Origin of the sequence: Rhizobium anhuiense bv. trifolii, assembly GCF_024346605.1 — a bacterium.
GTDB lineage: Bacteria > Pseudomonadota > Alphaproteobacteria > Rhizobiales > Rhizobiaceae > Rhizobium > Rhizobium anhuiense.
The window spans coordinates 147,590-161,727 of record NZ_CP098804.1 but is presented as its reverse complement, the minus strand read 5'-3'; the positions used below and the strand labels follow the sequence as shown (position 1 = coordinate 161,727).

Sequence of the window (14,138 nt, the reverse complement as noted above, 5' to 3'; positions counted from 1 at the left end):
CAGCCCGGGGTATAGAACTATGTCTATCGGTATCCAGACCGCGGCTTACATCGCCGCATCCGTTCTCTTCATCCTTTCGCTCGGCGGTCTTTCCGGTCAGGAAAGCGCCAAGCGCGCCGTATGGTACGGCATATCAGGCATGGCAATAGCCGTGCTCGCGACCATTCTTGGGCCGGGCGTCGGGCTTTCCGTCGTCCTGATCATCATGCTTGCCTTTGGTGCTGTCATCGGCACGTTGTTGGCACAGCGCGTCGAAATGACCGGCATGCCGCAACTCGTGGCGGCGCTACACTCCTTTGTGGGCCTCGCTGCGGTACTGATCGGCGTCAACTCCGACATGACGGCACATGAGTTCGCCACCAATGCGGAAAAGATCATCCATGAAGTGGAAATCTTCCTTGGCGTGTTCATCGGTGCGGTAACCTTCACCGGCTCGATCATCGCTTATGGCAAACTTTCTGGCCATATCGGCGGCAAGGCACTTATCCTGTCCGGCCGGCACATATTCAATATCCTGATGGTGCTCGGGTCGTTTGTGCTGATGATCGGGTACATGAATGGCGCAGGTGCATGGACCCTCTACCTGATGACGCTGATCGCCTTTGTCATCGGCGCTCATCTCGTCATGGCCATCGGCGGCGCCGATATGCCGGTCGTGGTTTCGATGCTCAACTCCTATTCCGGCTGGGCGGCCGCGGCGACGGGCTTCCTGCTCGGCAACGACCTGTTGATCGTAACCGGAGCTCTCGTCGGCTCGTCGGGCGCGATCCTCTCCTACATCATGTGTAAGGCGATGAACCGCCAGTTCCTGTCGGTCATTCTCGGCGGCTTCGGCAATGCCTCGGCCCCGACGATGGTCGTCGAGGGCGAACAAGTTGCCATCGATGCCGAAGGTGTTGCCGCAGCGCTCAACGATGCCGACTCGGTGATCATCGTTCCGGGTTACGGCATGGCGGTTGCGCAGGCCCAGAGTGCGGTTTCGGAACTCACTCGCAAGCTGCGCGCCGCCGGAAAGCAGGTGCGCTTTGCGATCCATCCGGTCGCAGGTCGGCTGCCCGGCCACATGAACGTCCTGCTGGCGGAAGCAAAGGTCCCTTACGACATTGTATTGGAGATGGACGAGATCAACGACGACTTCCATGAAACCGATGTCGTCATCGTCATCGGCTCGAACGACATCGTCAATCCGGCGGCACAGGAAGATCCGAACTCGCCGATCGCAGGCATGCCCGTGCTCGAGGTCTGGAAAGCCAAGCAGGTTTTCGTCTCCAAGCGTGGCCAGGGCACCGGCTATTCCGGTATCGAGAACCCCCTGTTCTTCAAGGAAAACACCCGCATGTACTACGGCGACGCCAAGGAGTCGGTCAACGGCCTGCTTCCGAAGCTGGCCTGAGAGCTTGATGATCTCCGCTTCCGACTGGAGACATTTTCTCAAAGAAACATGTGCGCGCCAGCCGTAAGCCCGTCACGGCAGGCTCGCCGTTGTGCGCTCGGCCCCTCCCAAATTCGTCCGACCATGACCATGCGATAGCGAAAGTGGCAATCGACATATGGATACGGGTTGCGCGACAAAGGATTTGGGAGCAGGGCCGCTGGCGATCTCGAAATCTGGCCCGATTGAGGGGCGCGGACCGCCTCCCCAGTCGTCAGCGCGCGACAGCGCTGAGACGGGTACGCCCACATGCGGTTAAGGCGGCTCGAACGATCTACCCTGGATGGCGAAGTATGGCACAGGGCCAATTGCAGGCTGAGCCGATCGAATAAAGGGATGTTGGGTCGTCAGGTTCGTCCGCCGGGCATTGACTCGTTAGCCCGGCAGCATTGGCAAATAGTCCTCGAGATCCGCCCGTGATGCGAGCGGATCTATTGTTAATCTTCGGGGGCGATGCGAACGACGATTCCACTGAGAGTCTCGTCAAAGGGGATCTGACAGGAAAGCCGCGAGTTCTCTTGGCGGTAGTCGGAGCCTTCCAGCAACTCACTCTCGTCGATCGAGGGCTCTGCCAGAGTTGCGCTCTTCGGTAGCTCCTCGACGTAGAGGTGGCAGGTGGCACAGGAAAGGCACCCGCCACACATTGCGAGCAGCTCATCAAAGCCCGCGCCTCGGATGTTCTCCATCAGCGACGCGCCCACCCTTCCCTCGAAACTATGCAGCTCTCCATCTCGCGTACGCACTGATATCATAGACATTTTTTCCTCCACTTTCATTCGGACCTCGAATGCCTCACAGCACTTCTGGGCCAAGTTCCTTGAGTTGTTTCGATGTGTCCGCCAAGGCGTCGCGGTCGATCCTCGCTGAGCTATCGACAAGCTTTCGTCCTTGCACGTAGTCGCGGGATGCATTGACGCAATCGAGGGCCAGAACCGCCCCGTCCTTCAGATAAATAACGCTGAAGCTCCGACTGGAGGGATTGCCGCGCGTCACCACGCTGTCAAAGCCGTAGTTGAGACCGATGGTCTGCATTCTCAAATCGTATTGATTGGACCAGAACCAGGGCGTTGCATCGTAGGGCTTGAGTTCGCCGCAGATCGCCTTCGCGGCAGTCGTCGCCTGATCCGTCGCGTTCTGCACAGATTCAATGCGAATACCGCGGCCATGTCTAAGCCGGGCGCAGTCTCCAATGCAGTAAATGTCCGGCAGGGATGTCCGGCATAACTCATCGATATCCACACCGTTTGAGCCTTCCGCGCCCGCCTCGATCAGTGGGCCGGCCGAAGGGACAATGCCTATACCGACCACGACGATATCGGCTGGGATCTTCTCGCCGGTCGCAAGCACCACGTTCTTGACGCGGCCGTTGGAACCTTCCAGCGAACCGACACCGCAGTTGAGGCGGATGTCGACGCCATGTGCGCGATGCTCAGCTTCGTAGAACCTCGATACCGTTTCCCCGGCCACGCGCGCGAGCACGCGGTCGAGCGCCTCGACCAAAGTGACCTCCTTGCCGATCTCTCGGAACACGGCTGCCGCTTCGAGACCGACATAACCGCCGCCGACGATCACGATCCTTTCGGCGCCGGGAAGGCCTTCGACGAGCGCGTCGCAATCTGCCTTGTTGCGTATATAGCAGATTCCGGCCAACTCGCTGCCTGAGCAGGAAAGCTTCCTCGGTTCGCCACCAGCCGCCCACACGAGCCTGCCGTAGGAGAAGCGTTCGCCCAGGTCGGTGACGACGACATGGGCTGCCGCATCGACGGTGGTCACACGCCTGCCCAGCATCAGTTCCACCTGCCGGGAGGTCCAGAAGTCCCCCGGCCTCAGATGCATCCTTTCGAAGGATTTCTTGCCTGCGAGATATTCCTTCGAAAGCGAAGGGCGGTCGTAGGGAACTTCCGCCTCAGCGCCGATCAGGGCAATGCGTCCGGTGAACCCGGACTGCCTGAGCGCCGCCGCTGACTGTGAGCCGCCATGTCCGCCGCCGACGATGATGCAGTCGAAGAAGCCATTGTGATGCTCCTGCGTCATTGTCACGACCTTCTTTCAGCACCGATGAGGACGAAGCACATGGTCGCGGGCTTGTCGCCCTTGTTGCGCCAGGCATGGCGCGTGCCGCATTGGACGACGACGTCGCCCTGCTTCAGCAGCGTTTCGGCGCCGTCATCGAGTTCAAGCCACACTTCACCGTCGAGTACGATGTCATAGTCGATGGTATCTGTAGTGTGCATCCCGGGTGCATCAGGCTCGAACGCCTGGATCAGGCCGGGGATGTGCATCGCCTGTTCCTCAACCGCGGCCGCTGGATCGATGGTTGCGAATACCGAGTCTGGCGGAAAGACGACGATCATCAGCTTCGTCTGGCCCGGTTCGGGGGTGATCAGGATTTGCGGCGGCGCCTGCTCCGCATGACTTTGCGGAAGGCTGGGTTTAGCCGAAGTTGCATAAAGGACCGAGGTAAGGTGGCCCGGCACAGAGCCGTACACATGGGCATTGGGTGCGGGGCCGTCGCTGATGAACACTGACCTGCCGTTACTAATCCCTGTGACGACGCGCCGGGGTATGCGCAGTTGCGTTGCCCTATTCATAGATCAAGCCCTTCGCCTCAAGCTGCGGACGCATGTTGTTAATGTCGAGGCTCAGTTGGCCTCTCTCGTAGAGACCGCGCTTTTCGTCTTCCATTTTCTGGCGTTGGCGCGCTTTTTCGAGGACCATCGCGGCCTCATCGCGCTTGACGACACAGACGCCATCGTCGTCGGCGACGATGACATCGCCGGGTTCGATGTAGGCTCCGGCGCAGACCACGGGGACTTGGACGTTCGCGAGCGTCTCCTTGACCGTGCCTTGGGCCGATATTGCCTTCGACCAAACGGGAAAGTTCATGGACCGCAGGTCAGCGACATCGCGTACGCCGGCATCGATCACGAGTCCCAGAATTCCGCGAGCCTTGCACGATGTCGCGAGAAGATCGCCGAAATATCCGTCCGTGCACGGCGAAGTTGGTGTGACGACCAGGATGTCGCCAGGCTGCGCGACCTCAAGCGCGACATGGATCATCCAATTGTCACCCGGTGGCACCTCGCATGTGAGCGCCGTGCCACCGATGCGCGAGCCCTCGATCACGGGGCGCAGATGCGGGGCCAGCAATCCCTTCCGGCCTTGCGCTTCATGGACTGTAGCGACGCCGAGCTTACCCAAGGCTTCGCATGTCTCGCGATCCGTTCGCGGTGTCTTGGTCATTACCTTCATTGGGAACCTCTCGAGATGGAATCAAACGTGATTCAACCAGCCGACCGCGCCTTGGAGGAAACTGCGATCAAACACGCCTGCGGCGCTGGATCTGGCTGATCCGTCAAGCAGGTTGGCGCGGATCATCAAGTCGACCGTGGTATCCATGGCACGTTGCGGAATGGACAAATCGCCGGGCCACATACCCATGTCGCGCATGTAGTGGAGGCCGCGCGAGGCGAGTTCGGTGTCGTCCTTCGTGGTAATGCGCTGGAAAATCGGAAGCGTGATTTCTTCGCGGCTCGGGTCGTTCGTGATCGAATAGGCCTCGAACAATGCCTTGAGGAAACGGCCGACCACATCACGGTTACGATCCAACCAGCTTTTGCGGCCAATGACAGCGGCGAAGACGATCTCGGGGATGACATCATTGATCTCGCCGATCAGGTTGTAGCCATCACGTTCAGCCAGGAAATTCCATGGCGCGGGCTGCGGGGCGCAGTCAATTTCCCCCGTCTGCAGGGCTTCCCAGCGCTTGGTGTGGATGCCGGCGAGTTCGAATTCGTAGTCGCCGGGATACCGCAGGCCTTCCTGGGACAGCAGCATCTGGGTGTAGATCGCCGTGCCCTCTGTCAGCGACGACGTGCCGACCTTTTTGCCCTTGAGGTCCTCGATCCTCTTGATCGAAGGCTGAGCGACCAGCGACATCGGCAGGCGATTGGAATTCGAGGCGATGACCCTGAGTTCGCCGCCTTTGACGAAGTTCGAGACGGCACCTTCAGGTGGCGTTATCGCAAGATCGGCCTCGCCTTCGACAACCGCGGTGGTCGCCTTGTCGACGGTGCCCATCTTCTTGTATTCGATCACCAGCCCGTGCTTGGCGAAAATTCCATGCTCTTCAGCCACGAAGACCGGGAGCCAGTTGAACCCTTGCGCCCCGCCCGCGAGGCTGAGACTTTGGCTGGAAGCCATATGTTTTCTCCCTGACAATTTCGAGGCTTCAAAGGCCGCGCTTGCGCAACCGCTCATCCAGAAGCGGATAGACCCGACGTGCGTTTCCTTCGAAGACCGCGTGTCTTTGTTCGTCATCAAGCGTGAGCTGGTCGATGTATCTCTTGGTGTCGTCGAACGGGTGCCCCGTCTCCGGGTCGATCGCTTTCACAGCACCGAGCAGCTCGGAGCCGAACAGGATGTTCTTGGTGTCGACGACGCGGAAGAGCGTGTCGATGCCCGCCTGGTGATAGACGCAGGTGTCGAAGAACACATTGTTCATGAGGTGCGTGTCGAGGCCCGGCTTTTCGAGCATGATCGACAGGCCGCGATAACGGCCCCAGTGATACGGCGCAGCCCCGCCTCCGTGCGGTATGATAAGCTTGAGTTCCGGATGGCGCTCGAACAGTTCTCCCTGAATCAACTGCATGAATACCGCCGTATCCGCGTTGATGTAGTGCGCACCCGTCATGTGAAGGCACCGCTCGCAGGAACTCGAAACGTGGATCATCGCGGGGACCCTGAGGGCGACCATGGCCTCCCACATAGGGTCCCACCATGGATCGTAGATCGGCGGCGAGCTCCAACGTCCGCCTGACGGGTCGGGGTTGAGATTACAGCCCACAAAGCCGCTTTCGACGCAGCGCTCCAACTCCTCGATGACATCAGACAGGTCGCCATCAACTGTTTGGGGAAGCTGGCAGACGGCTGCGAAATTATCCGGGAACATGTCGACGATCCGGCCGACATTGTCGTTCGACAGGCGCGACCATTCCTTGGCGACCGACGGTCCCGGCACGTGATGACCCATGCCGGAGGCGCGCGGGCTGAGAAGCGTCACGTGCGAACCGCGCTCGCGCTGAATTTTAAGCTGGTTCGCCTCGATAATGTCGCGCAGTTGCTTGTCGTGTATCCCCGGATAGATCGGCGGCTCGGAGGACTTGCCTTCCGCATAGGCGACTTGCGCCGTTCGGAAGGCATGGTGCTCTGGTGGTTCCGTCGTGAAGTGGCCGTGGCAGTCGATGATCAAAGACATCATCCATTCCACTTCGCAGGAAGGTCGGAGATGCCACGGAACCGCCAGCCCTTGCCTGTGATCTCCCGCGAAGTATCGAGACGAAGATCGGGCAACTGCCGGAACACCTCGGCAAGCGCAATCTCACCCATCGCACGCGACAGGAAGTGGCCGGAACAGAAGTGCGGACGGAAGCCGAATGACAGGTGCTGCTTCTTCTTGCGGAACATGTCGAAACGGTCGGCATCTTCGAAACGCGTCTCATCGCGGTTGGCCGACCCCATGACAATAGCGACGGATGCCCCCTCTGGGATGACCGTTCCGGCGATCTCGAAATCTTCCTTGGCGATGCGCGGTGTTACGCCGATCGGGGCGATCCAGCGCAAGCCCTCATCGAAGGCGCGCATCGCGTTTTCCTGCGGCTGCTCGGCCATAAGCTTCGCCTGGTCGGGATTCGAAAGAAGACCCGTGCAGGCATTCGCCGCCGCATGCCCCGGCTCCTGGAGACCGCCAAGGATGATGACGCGCATGGTCGGAGAAATCTCCTCCCAGCTGCGAACCTCGCCCTTTGCCATGCCGCCATACATGACATGGCTGAGCAGCGAGTGGTTGGGCTTTGATAGGCACGCCTGGTAAAGATCGCCCATCTGCTTGTCTATGTCGGCGAGCGCGTCGTCCAGTCGCTTCCATATGGCCGGATCATTGCTGACGTTCTGCAGGCCGAGCGCCATCGCGTGAAACCACTCGACGAGGGTTTCGTTTGGCGTCTCCGTCAGGCCGATGACGTCGCCAATGCATCGCACCGAGATTGGCTCGAAGAGTTCCGTCGTCAGGTTCGCTTCGCCATTCTTCTTGATGGAGTCGATGTAACGCTGCACGACCGGGCGTGTCAGACCTTCGACGAACGAGCGCACGCGTTCCTGCGTGAGATTTTCGTCGATACCCTGGCGGAGGCACTGGTGATCTTCACCAGACATGGTCAGGACGTTCGGCATGCCCATGACGCGAGCTTCCGGACGGTCCGCTGAGGCCGACGGTCCAAACACCTTGTCGTTGCCGCCGATCGTGCGGCAGTCGTCGAACCGCGTAATGAAATATTCTTTCGTCCCTTCGAAGAAGGCCACAGGCTCCTCGGCGCGTAGCCTCGCGTAGACGGGATAGGGATCCCTATAGAGATTTTCGCCCGTCAGTTCGGTGTGCGTTCCCGTCATTGATTTCCTCCCTCACCCGCGTCGCGGGGTCTTCGCCAATCCGCCACCATGTTCTCCAACCCGGCGGCATGCATTTTCAGGACGTTCCTTTGGAGCAATCGCCACGCGATTGATGCTTGACATACCGAAACGTCTTCGGATACTGATAGGTATCCAAAGCGAGGTTGGCTGTCAACAAGAGAAATCGACAGGCCGTGGAGAGACCGCTTCGGAAGGGAGGAAATCAGTGAGCAACAGCAGCATCGCCGAGGTGCGCCTTGTGCTTGAGGCGCGGGATGTCTCCGTGCAGTTTGGCGGCGTCAAAGCCCTGACCAATGTGTCGGTTTCCGTGAAGGCAGGAGAAATCTGTGGCTTGATCGGGCCGAACGGAGCAGGCAAATCGACATTTCTCAACGCGGCGACCCGGCTCGTAAATTACACAAGCGGATCGATCATGCTTGGCGGTCAGCCACTCGAAGGCGTCGGTTCACGCGAGATGATCGGAATGGGCATCGCGAGGACCTTCCAGAACCTCGGCATCTATGGCTCGATGACCGTTCTGGAGAATGTCATGCTCGGGGCGCATCACCGGTTTGGCGGCAAGTTCGCTCAAGCGATCTTCGCTCCATCTCGGATAAGGGCGAAGGAACGGTCTGCACGCGAGAAGGCTATGGCGGTGCTTGAAGAGGTCGGCATGGTCGAGCTCGCCGCGCGCGCGGCCGGATCGCTTTCCTATCCCCTGCAGAAGCGTATGGAGATCGCTCGCGCGCTTGCCGCCGAGCCTAAAATTCTTCTGCTTGACGAACCCGCCGGCGGACTGACGCACGGCGAGGTCCACGAATTTGGGTCGCTCGTCGATGGCATCCGACGCAAGCGGAACCTCTCCATTCTTCTCATCGAGCATCACATGGGGCTGGTCATGAGCCTTTGCGACCGGATCGTTGTCTTGCATCTGGGTCGTAACTTGGCCGAAGGCACCCCTTCCGAAATCAAGTCCAACGACGCGGTGATTGCCGCCTACCTCGGGAAGGCGGCATGACACTGGATCTCAAGAACCTCTCCGTGTTCTACGGCAAGACGCAGGCACTGTTCGACTGTTCTTTCTCAGTGGGAGAAGGCGAATTTGTCGCCCTGCTCGGCTCCAACGGGGCTGGGAAGACGACGCTGCTGCGTGCCGTTTCCGGACTGCTCCCCTTCAAAGGCTCGATTGCCTTTTCTGGAATGGCGCTCGACAAGATCGTCGCGCAGAAGCGCCTTGCGCTCGGCATTGCTCACATACCCCAGGGGCGCGGGACTTTCTCCGAGTTTACGGTCGATGAAAACCTCTCCCTCGGGGCAACGATCGTGTCGAACCGATCACAAGTGAGAGAGGACAAGGACCGCTGGTACGAGACATTCCCGCGTCTGCGTGAACGGCGCGATCAGCTTGCGGGAAACCTTAGCGGTGGGGAACAGCAGATGCTGGCTGTCGCACGCGCGCTCATGTCTCGTCCGAAGCTTCTGATGTGCGACGAGCCATCGCTCGGGCTCGCCCCTTCGATCACTCAGGAAATCCTGGCGATTTTCAAGACGCTCAACAAGGATCACGGCATGACGCTGCTCGTGGTCGAGCAGAATGTCGACATCACCCTTCAATATGCCGACCGGGCCTTCGTTATCGAGGCCGGCCAGATTGTGGCGAGCGGTGCGGCAAACGAGCTGATCGCCAACGAAGACATCAAGAAATCTTACCTGGGAGTTGCCTGATGAGCCTCTTCTTCCAGCTCGTCGTCAGCGGCCTGACCACGGGCGCAATTTACGCGGCGCTCGCCCTGGCGCTCGTCCTCATCTTCAGGGCAACCAACGTCGTCAACTTCGGCCAGGGCGAGATGGCGACCTTTTCCGCCTATGTGGCCTGGCAGTTGATGCAATGGGGTGCGCCGCTCTGGCTCGCCGTCCTCGCGAGCCTCATTATGGCGTTTGCTATTGGGATTGTGACTTTCCGCTTGATTATCCGGCCGATGATGAGCGCTCCCGTGGAGGCGGTCGTCGTCATCACCCTTGGCATCCTCGTCCTCTTCCAAGCGGCGTGCATGTGGATGTGGGGCGCCGAACAACTCTCGTTCCCAAGCCTCTTCCCTGACGGCGGTTTGGATATCGGCGGCGTTCGCGTGCTCGCTTCCGCCATCGGCACGCTAACGATCCTTTTTGTTATCGCTTTGGCGATGGGCTTTATCTTCCGGTTCACCAGGCTTGGCCTATCGATGCGTGCGGCGGCTTTCGACCATGCCCGAAGCGTACTTGTCGGCGTTAATGTCGAACGCATGCTGATGTTGGGCTGGGGCTTTGCCGCCATTATTGGGGCACTTGCCGCAATCCTGATTGCCCCTCGGCTCTTCCTCAGCCCGACGATGATGACGCCAATCCTCTTTTACGGGCTCGCTGCAGCAACGCTCGGCGGCTGGGACAGTCCGCTTGGCGCAATCGTTGGCGGCCTCGCCGTCGGCGTCGCCGAGAGCTTGGGTGCCAGCTACCTCTCGTTCGTCGGCGCCGACATGCGCATCGCCGTGCCGATCGCCCTCACGCTCATCATCCTGCTCGTCAAGCCCGTCGGCCTGTTCGGATCCTACAAGGTGACAAAACTATGAATGACGGATTCCGCGCGGCGACTCTCAAGTTCGGTCTCTTTGCGATCGTCGCGATCCTTATCCCAGTCTTTGTGCCGGGATACGCACTTCAGCAGGTGGCGATCGCGATCGCCTACGCTATCGCCATTTTAGGTCTGAACCTGCTAATGGGGTTCGCCGGCCAAATTTGCCTTGCGCAGGGAACGCTGTTCGGCGTCGGCGCTTACGTGACGGCGATCCTCAATGCCACCTACGGCATCTCGCCGCTCGTAACGTTGCCTGTCTCTGCAGCCGTGGCGGCCGTCGTCGGGCTTGCCATCGGCCTTCCGGCACTCAGGCTTCAGGGCTTGCAGCTTGCCATCGTGACATTTGGTATCGCGGCCGCGTTCCCGCAATTGCTGCTCAAGATGGGGAGCCTGACGGGTGGAGTGTCGGGGCTTCCGATCGATGCCCTCGAACCTCCGAGCTTCATGCCGGACAATCCCGAGTTGTGGCTCTACATCATATCGCTCACTTGCGCGGGGATCGGAGCCCTGCTTGTCTCGCTAATGCTCTTCGGCGACAACGGGCGCGCGCTCAGGGCACAGCGGGACAATCCACAGATTGCCCAAGCGCTCGGCATCAACCTGACACGTACTCGCCTTTGGGCATTTGCCGCAAGTTCGGCGCTCGCGGGACTCGGCGGCGGAGTGTTCGGGATCATCAGTGGTTTCATCAGCCCGGAGTCGTTCCTGGCAATCCTGTCCATCAACATCGTGATCGGCAGCATTGTCGGCGGCGCTACCAGTATCGTCGGAGCATTTCTCGGCGGTCTGTTCATGGTCTTCGTCCCGACCTGGGCATCTGACATCAACCTGAGCCTCGGCAACCTGATCTACGGCCTCGCGCTCATCCTGATCATGATGGTCGCGCGCAATGGGGTCACTGGCTTCATCGAAAAATGGCTCTCGATGACTTTTCGGAGGATGGCGAGTAGCCGACGCCAAATTGAAACAAGGGAGGAACTGATATGAGATTTATTTCTATGCTGAAAGGGAGCGCAATGCCGCTGGCTGTCGCGGCACTGCTCGCGGCAAGCAACGCCAATGCTGCGGAATCGTCGCCGGGTGTTACCGACGACACCATTAAAATTGGTGTCACGGGACCACTGACTGGACCGGTCGCGGTCGTCGGCGGTGTCGCCGAAGGCATACGAGCGCGCGTCGAGCAGGCCAACGCCGAAGGCGGCGTTAAGATGGGCGACGGCAAGACCCGCAAGATCGATCTCATCATCGAAGATGATGGCCTTGATCCCCAGCGCACCTTGGCGAATGTCCGCAAGATGGTCGAGAAAGATCAGGTATTTGCTCTCGTCGGCACCGCGGCGACGCCAAACAATCTGGCGATCGGCCGTTACATCACGCAGAAGAAAGTCCCGAACGTTTTCATGTATTCCGGTGTCGTCTCCCTGAACGCACCCGAGTGGGAGGTTGGCTTCGTACCGTCGTTTTCAACCGAAGCAGACTCATTTGCTGCGTATCTTCAGATCAACAAGCCCGACGCAAAGGTGGCGTTCCTGTATCTGAACACGGAGACGGGCCAAACCTTCATGAAGGCCTTCGATAGCGCAATCGACGGAACGAACATCAAGGTGATCGAACGCCAGCCGGTGACATCGCAGGACCCCACTGTCGAGACCCAGCTAAATACTCTGAAAGCTTCTGGCGCTGATACATTGGTTATTATCGCCGCGCCCCGCCAGGGGGGCGAGGCCATCCGTTTCCAGTCCGAAAGCGGTTGGAAGCCTTTAACCCTGGTCACCAACTTGTCATCGGCGTATCCGGTTCTCCAGTCAGTCGGCCTGGAAAATGCCAAGGGTATCATCACCTCCGACTTCCTAAAGCCGATCACCAGCAATCAGAAATCCGGTGACGAAGGCGTCGATCACTATCTCGACGCCATAAAAGCAGCCAAGGTGAACTTCGTCTTCGCCAATACGATTGGCCAGACCGGATATGCAATTGGCGACACGCTCGTCCAGTCCCTCGAAAAGCTCAAGGACCCCACCCGCGAAGAGCTGATGAAGGTCGTTCACAACATGGACGGTTGGAAGAACCCATTGCTCCAAGAGGGCATCACAATGACAACCAAGGAAGGATCCGACATCTACCCCGTGGAGGCACTCCAGCTATACCAGTTCGATGGCCAAGAATACGCACCGCTCGGTGGCGTCTTGGACTTTGAAGGCAAAACATACGAATAGCTCCCTACCAGTGGGTGCCGGCAACCGGCGCCCACACAGGTGAGGCAGATTTGGCAAGCATGGGCGGCAAAATTTACCCGGTCCCATAGTTGAACGACGAGCGCGGGAATTGTCGACATCTTCGCGGCAGGACGGCGCTCTTGGTCGTCATGCATTCGTACGTCCCGATTGGTACTAAGGAGCAGGCCTGGAATTCACTCGTCAGTCGGATAACGGCCCTGCGTGAGATTGAACACCGCCGTCAGGTTGACGATGATGCTGGAGGTGCACTCCTCCTTGTTGATGACGCGGGCGTCGAGAACCTTGCTGGCGCTGCGGAGGCGTGATGCGGCTCCCTGCGGAAGGGACAGATGGCGATCTTCAACCCGACGGGCGACGTAACCGGCAAAGCCCGCATCATCGAACGAACCTTCGACGGTGACCCGAACCCCTCGACACTCTCGGTGCAAAAGCTCCTCTTGGTTCCATGTTGGATGCGATGGGGACGCCGTTGTTTCGCGTTCGCAGGCGCTACCGCGCAATTGACATACCGCGCGGTCACCTCGCCTTGGCATTCCACCTGTTCATTTGAACACGGCTTACTGATCGCAGCGTGGATATCTGCCCATCCCCAAATGGGGCGGCAACTCTTCCTCCAACTCGTCAACGCGCTGCGAACTCAGGCCATGACCCGCACATCCTCATCACCCGTCAAAGCCCCGCTCCAACCTCGCTGCATGCTGCCCTAAAATTCAAGGCACTTGGAGTGGCAAATCGAGCAATTCGATCGCCACACAGTCGTCGATGATGGAAGGCGGCACCTGAAAGGCTGACAGAATTTGGCGCACGACCTTTTCAGGATGATCGTGCTCCTGCTCTTGCCGGAGAAGCGTTGTCATCGACGCGAGAACGGTGCCAATCATCATATCTCGCCCGATCGTGACGCTTTGCAATTTGAATTCGCCCGACTCGATGCCCTCCTGAACGGACGCCGTTGCGTATTGGAACGTATCCGAACCGAAAATGGGCCCGACACTGGAAAGGTTGACCATCGCCCAACCCCAAGAAGGATCTTGGCGCGCGCGATGCAGGTAATAACGGATGGCCAGCGCAACCCGCATCGCGCAGATAGGAAGTGTTCGCATGAGCTCTTGCACTGCAACGTTGAACTCATGGCTCATTTCATAGGTGAGCACCTCGAACAGCTCGTCAATGTCAGAGAAATAGTTGTAAAAGGTCCCCCGCGAGATGAGGGCGATCCCACACACTTCTTCGATACGCGTTGACCTCCCGTTTGGACGGCCAAGCAGATGAAACGCCGCTGAAAGGATAGTCGCCCGGGTACGCGCACGCTTCTCCACGCCGATCTGCGCACGCCGTTCCGGGCTTATTTTCGTCGCCATGCCTGCTCGATTCCTCATTCAATCGCAGCGTATATAGGCCGGTCATGTCA

At 59.2% G+C, this 14,138-nt stretch carries 14 protein-coding genes and 1 pseudogene; 6 read left to right on the top strand and 9 right to left on the bottom strand.

The annotated features are described in order from the left end of the window. Window positions 1-19 precede the first annotated feature (19 nt). On the top strand, window positions 20-1,393 hold the full coding sequence (gene pntB, locus NE851_RS32515) for a Re/Si-specific NAD(P)(+) transhydrogenase subunit beta (protein WP_127431896.1): 1,374 nt from the start codon (window positions 20-22) through the stop codon (window positions 1,391-1,393). Window positions 1,394-1,869: 476 nt separating this feature from the next. Here the strand turns inward: pntB and NE851_RS32510 are convergent, their stop codons facing one another. From NE851_RS32510 to NE851_RS32480, 7 genes are read right to left on the bottom strand one after another with little or no spacing between them, the layout of a single operon-like run. Continuing rightward, window positions 1,870-2,190 carry a 2Fe-2S iron-sulfur cluster-binding family protein gene (locus NE851_RS32510; protein ID WP_127431897.1) on the bottom strand — a complete coding sequence of 107 codons (321 nt, stop codon included), beginning with the start codon at window positions 2,188-2,190 and terminating at the stop codon, window positions 1,870-1,872. Between the two features lie 34 nt (window positions 2,191-2,224). Beyond that, window positions 2,225-3,466 (bottom strand): NAD(P)/FAD-dependent oxidoreductase, encoded by a 1,242-nt coding sequence (locus NE851_RS32505; protein WP_097545355.1) that lies wholly within the window; start codon window positions 3,464-3,466, stop codon window positions 2,225-2,227. A gap of 2 nt (window positions 3,467-3,468) precedes the next feature. Continuing rightward, the gene (locus tag NE851_RS32500; protein ID WP_254962609.1) at window positions 3,469-4,023 is read right to left on the bottom strand and encodes a cupin domain-containing protein; all 555 of its coding nucleotides are present in this window, start codon (window positions 4,021-4,023) and stop codon (window positions 3,469-3,471) included. Then, window positions 4,016-4,684: a 4-carboxy-4-hydroxy-2-oxoadipate aldolase/oxaloacetate decarboxylase gene (locus NE851_RS32495; RefSeq protein WP_183903967.1), complete on the bottom strand. Its 669-nt coding sequence runs from the start codon at window positions 4,682-4,684 to the stop codon at window positions 4,016-4,018. Before NE851_RS32495 ends, NE851_RS32500 begins: the two co-directional genes overlap by 8 nt. 21 nt (window positions 4,685-4,705) lie before the next feature. Further along, window positions 4,706-5,635, bottom strand: coding sequence for an ABC transporter substrate-binding protein (locus NE851_RS32490; protein ID WP_254962608.1), 930 nt, complete (start codon window positions 5,633-5,635; stop codon window positions 4,706-4,708). A 28-nt stretch (window positions 5,636-5,663) separates the two neighbouring features. Beyond that, window positions 5,664-6,683, bottom strand: a complete 1,020-nt coding sequence (locus NE851_RS32485) for an amidohydrolase family protein (RefSeq protein ID WP_254962664.1) — start codon at window positions 6,681-6,683, stop codon at window positions 5,664-5,666. A 5-nt stretch (window positions 6,684-6,688) separates the two neighbouring features. Further along, window positions 6,689-7,879, bottom strand: a complete 1,191-nt coding sequence (locus tag NE851_RS32480; RefSeq protein WP_254962607.1) for a cytochrome P450 — start codon at window positions 7,877-7,879, stop codon at window positions 6,689-6,691. Between the two features lie 226 nt (window positions 7,880-8,105). Between NE851_RS32480 and NE851_RS32475 the strand changes: the two genes are divergently transcribed. Genes NE851_RS32475 through NE851_RS32455 form a run of 5 tightly spaced genes read left to right on the top strand, consistent with a single transcriptional unit; the run spans window position 8,106 to window position 12,706 of the window. Next, on the top strand, window positions 8,106-8,897 hold the full coding sequence (locus tag NE851_RS32475) for an ABC transporter ATP-binding protein (protein WP_254962606.1): 792 nt from the start codon (window positions 8,106-8,108) through the stop codon (window positions 8,895-8,897). Further along, entirely contained in the window at window positions 8,894-9,604 is a 711-nt protein-coding gene (locus tag NE851_RS32470) for an ABC transporter ATP-binding protein (protein ID WP_028757721.1), read from the top strand. The genes NE851_RS32475 and NE851_RS32470 overlap by 4 nt, the downstream gene beginning before the upstream one ends. After that, window positions 9,604-10,485 (top strand): branched-chain amino acid ABC transporter permease, encoded by an 882-nt coding sequence (locus NE851_RS32465; RefSeq protein WP_063474715.1) that lies wholly within the window; start codon window positions 9,604-9,606, stop codon window positions 10,483-10,485. Before NE851_RS32470 ends, NE851_RS32465 begins: the two co-directional genes overlap by 1 nt. Beyond that, complete coding sequence (locus tag NE851_RS32460) at window positions 10,482-11,477, top strand: branched-chain amino acid ABC transporter permease (protein ID WP_097545350.1); 996 nt, start codon at window positions 10,482-10,484, stop codon at window positions 11,475-11,477. The genes NE851_RS32465 and NE851_RS32460 overlap by 4 nt, the downstream gene beginning before the upstream one ends. Beyond that, window positions 11,474-12,706, top strand: coding sequence for an ABC transporter substrate-binding protein (locus tag NE851_RS32455; RefSeq protein WP_097545349.1), 1,233 nt, complete (start codon window positions 11,474-11,476; stop codon window positions 12,704-12,706). Before NE851_RS32460 ends, NE851_RS32455 begins: the two co-directional genes overlap by 4 nt. Before the next feature lie 206 nt (window positions 12,707-12,912). Here the strand turns inward: NE851_RS32455 and NE851_RS32450 are convergent. Next, window positions 12,913-13,020, bottom strand: a pseudogene (locus tag NE851_RS32450) (3-oxoacyl-ACP reductase); the annotation flags it as partial. 417 nt (window positions 13,021-13,437) lie between these two features. After that, window positions 13,438-14,088, bottom strand: a complete 651-nt coding sequence (locus NE851_RS32445; RefSeq protein ID WP_179867923.1) for a TetR/AcrR family transcriptional regulator — start codon at window positions 14,086-14,088, stop codon at window positions 13,438-13,440. Window positions 14,089-14,138: the final 50 nt, after the last annotated feature.

Excerpts from the sequence above, each read along its gene's own strand:
- NE851_RS32505 (WP_097545355.1), bottom strand. The coding sequence starts at position 3,466 with ATGACGCAGGAGCATCACAATGGCTTCTTCGACTGCATCATCGTCGGC.
- NE851_RS32480 (WP_254962607.1), bottom strand. The coding sequence starts at position 7,879 with ATGACGGGAACGCACACCGAACTGACGGGCGAAAATCTCTATAGGGAT.
- NE851_RS32460 (WP_097545350.1), top strand. The coding sequence starts at position 10,482 with ATGAATGACGGATTCCGCGCGGCGACTCTCAAGTTCGGTCTCTTTGCG.
- NE851_RS32465 (WP_063474715.1), top strand. The coding sequence starts at position 9,604 with ATGAGCCTCTTCTTCCAGCTCGTCGTCAGCGGCCTGACCACGGGCGCA.
- NE851_RS32455 (WP_097545349.1), top strand. The coding sequence starts at position 11,474 with ATGAGATTTATTTCTATGCTGAAAGGGAGCGCAATGCCGCTGGCTGTC.
- NE851_RS32495 (WP_183903967.1), bottom strand. The coding sequence starts at position 4,684 with ATGAAGGTAATGACCAAGACACCGCGAACGGATCGCGAGACATGCGAA.
- NE851_RS32510 (WP_127431897.1), bottom strand. The coding sequence starts at position 2,190 with ATGTCTATGATATCAGTGCGTACGCGAGATGGAGAGCTGCATAGTTTC.
- NE851_RS32500 (WP_254962609.1), bottom strand. The coding sequence starts at position 4,023 with ATGAATAGGGCAACGCAACTGCGCATACCCCGGCGCGTCGTCACAGGG.
- NE851_RS32445 (WP_179867923.1), bottom strand. The coding sequence starts at position 14,088 with ATGGCGACGAAAATAAGCCCGGAACGGCGTGCGCAGATCGGCGTGGAG.
- NE851_RS32470 (WP_028757721.1), top strand. The coding sequence starts at position 8,894 with ATGACACTGGATCTCAAGAACCTCTCCGTGTTCTACGGCAAGACGCAG.
- pntB (WP_127431896.1), top strand. The coding sequence starts at position 20 with ATGTCTATCGGTATCCAGACCGCGGCTTACATCGCCGCATCCGTTCTC.
- NE851_RS32490 (WP_254962608.1), bottom strand. The coding sequence starts at position 5,635 with ATGGCTTCCAGCCAAAGTCTCAGCCTCGCGGGCGGGGCGCAAGGGTTC.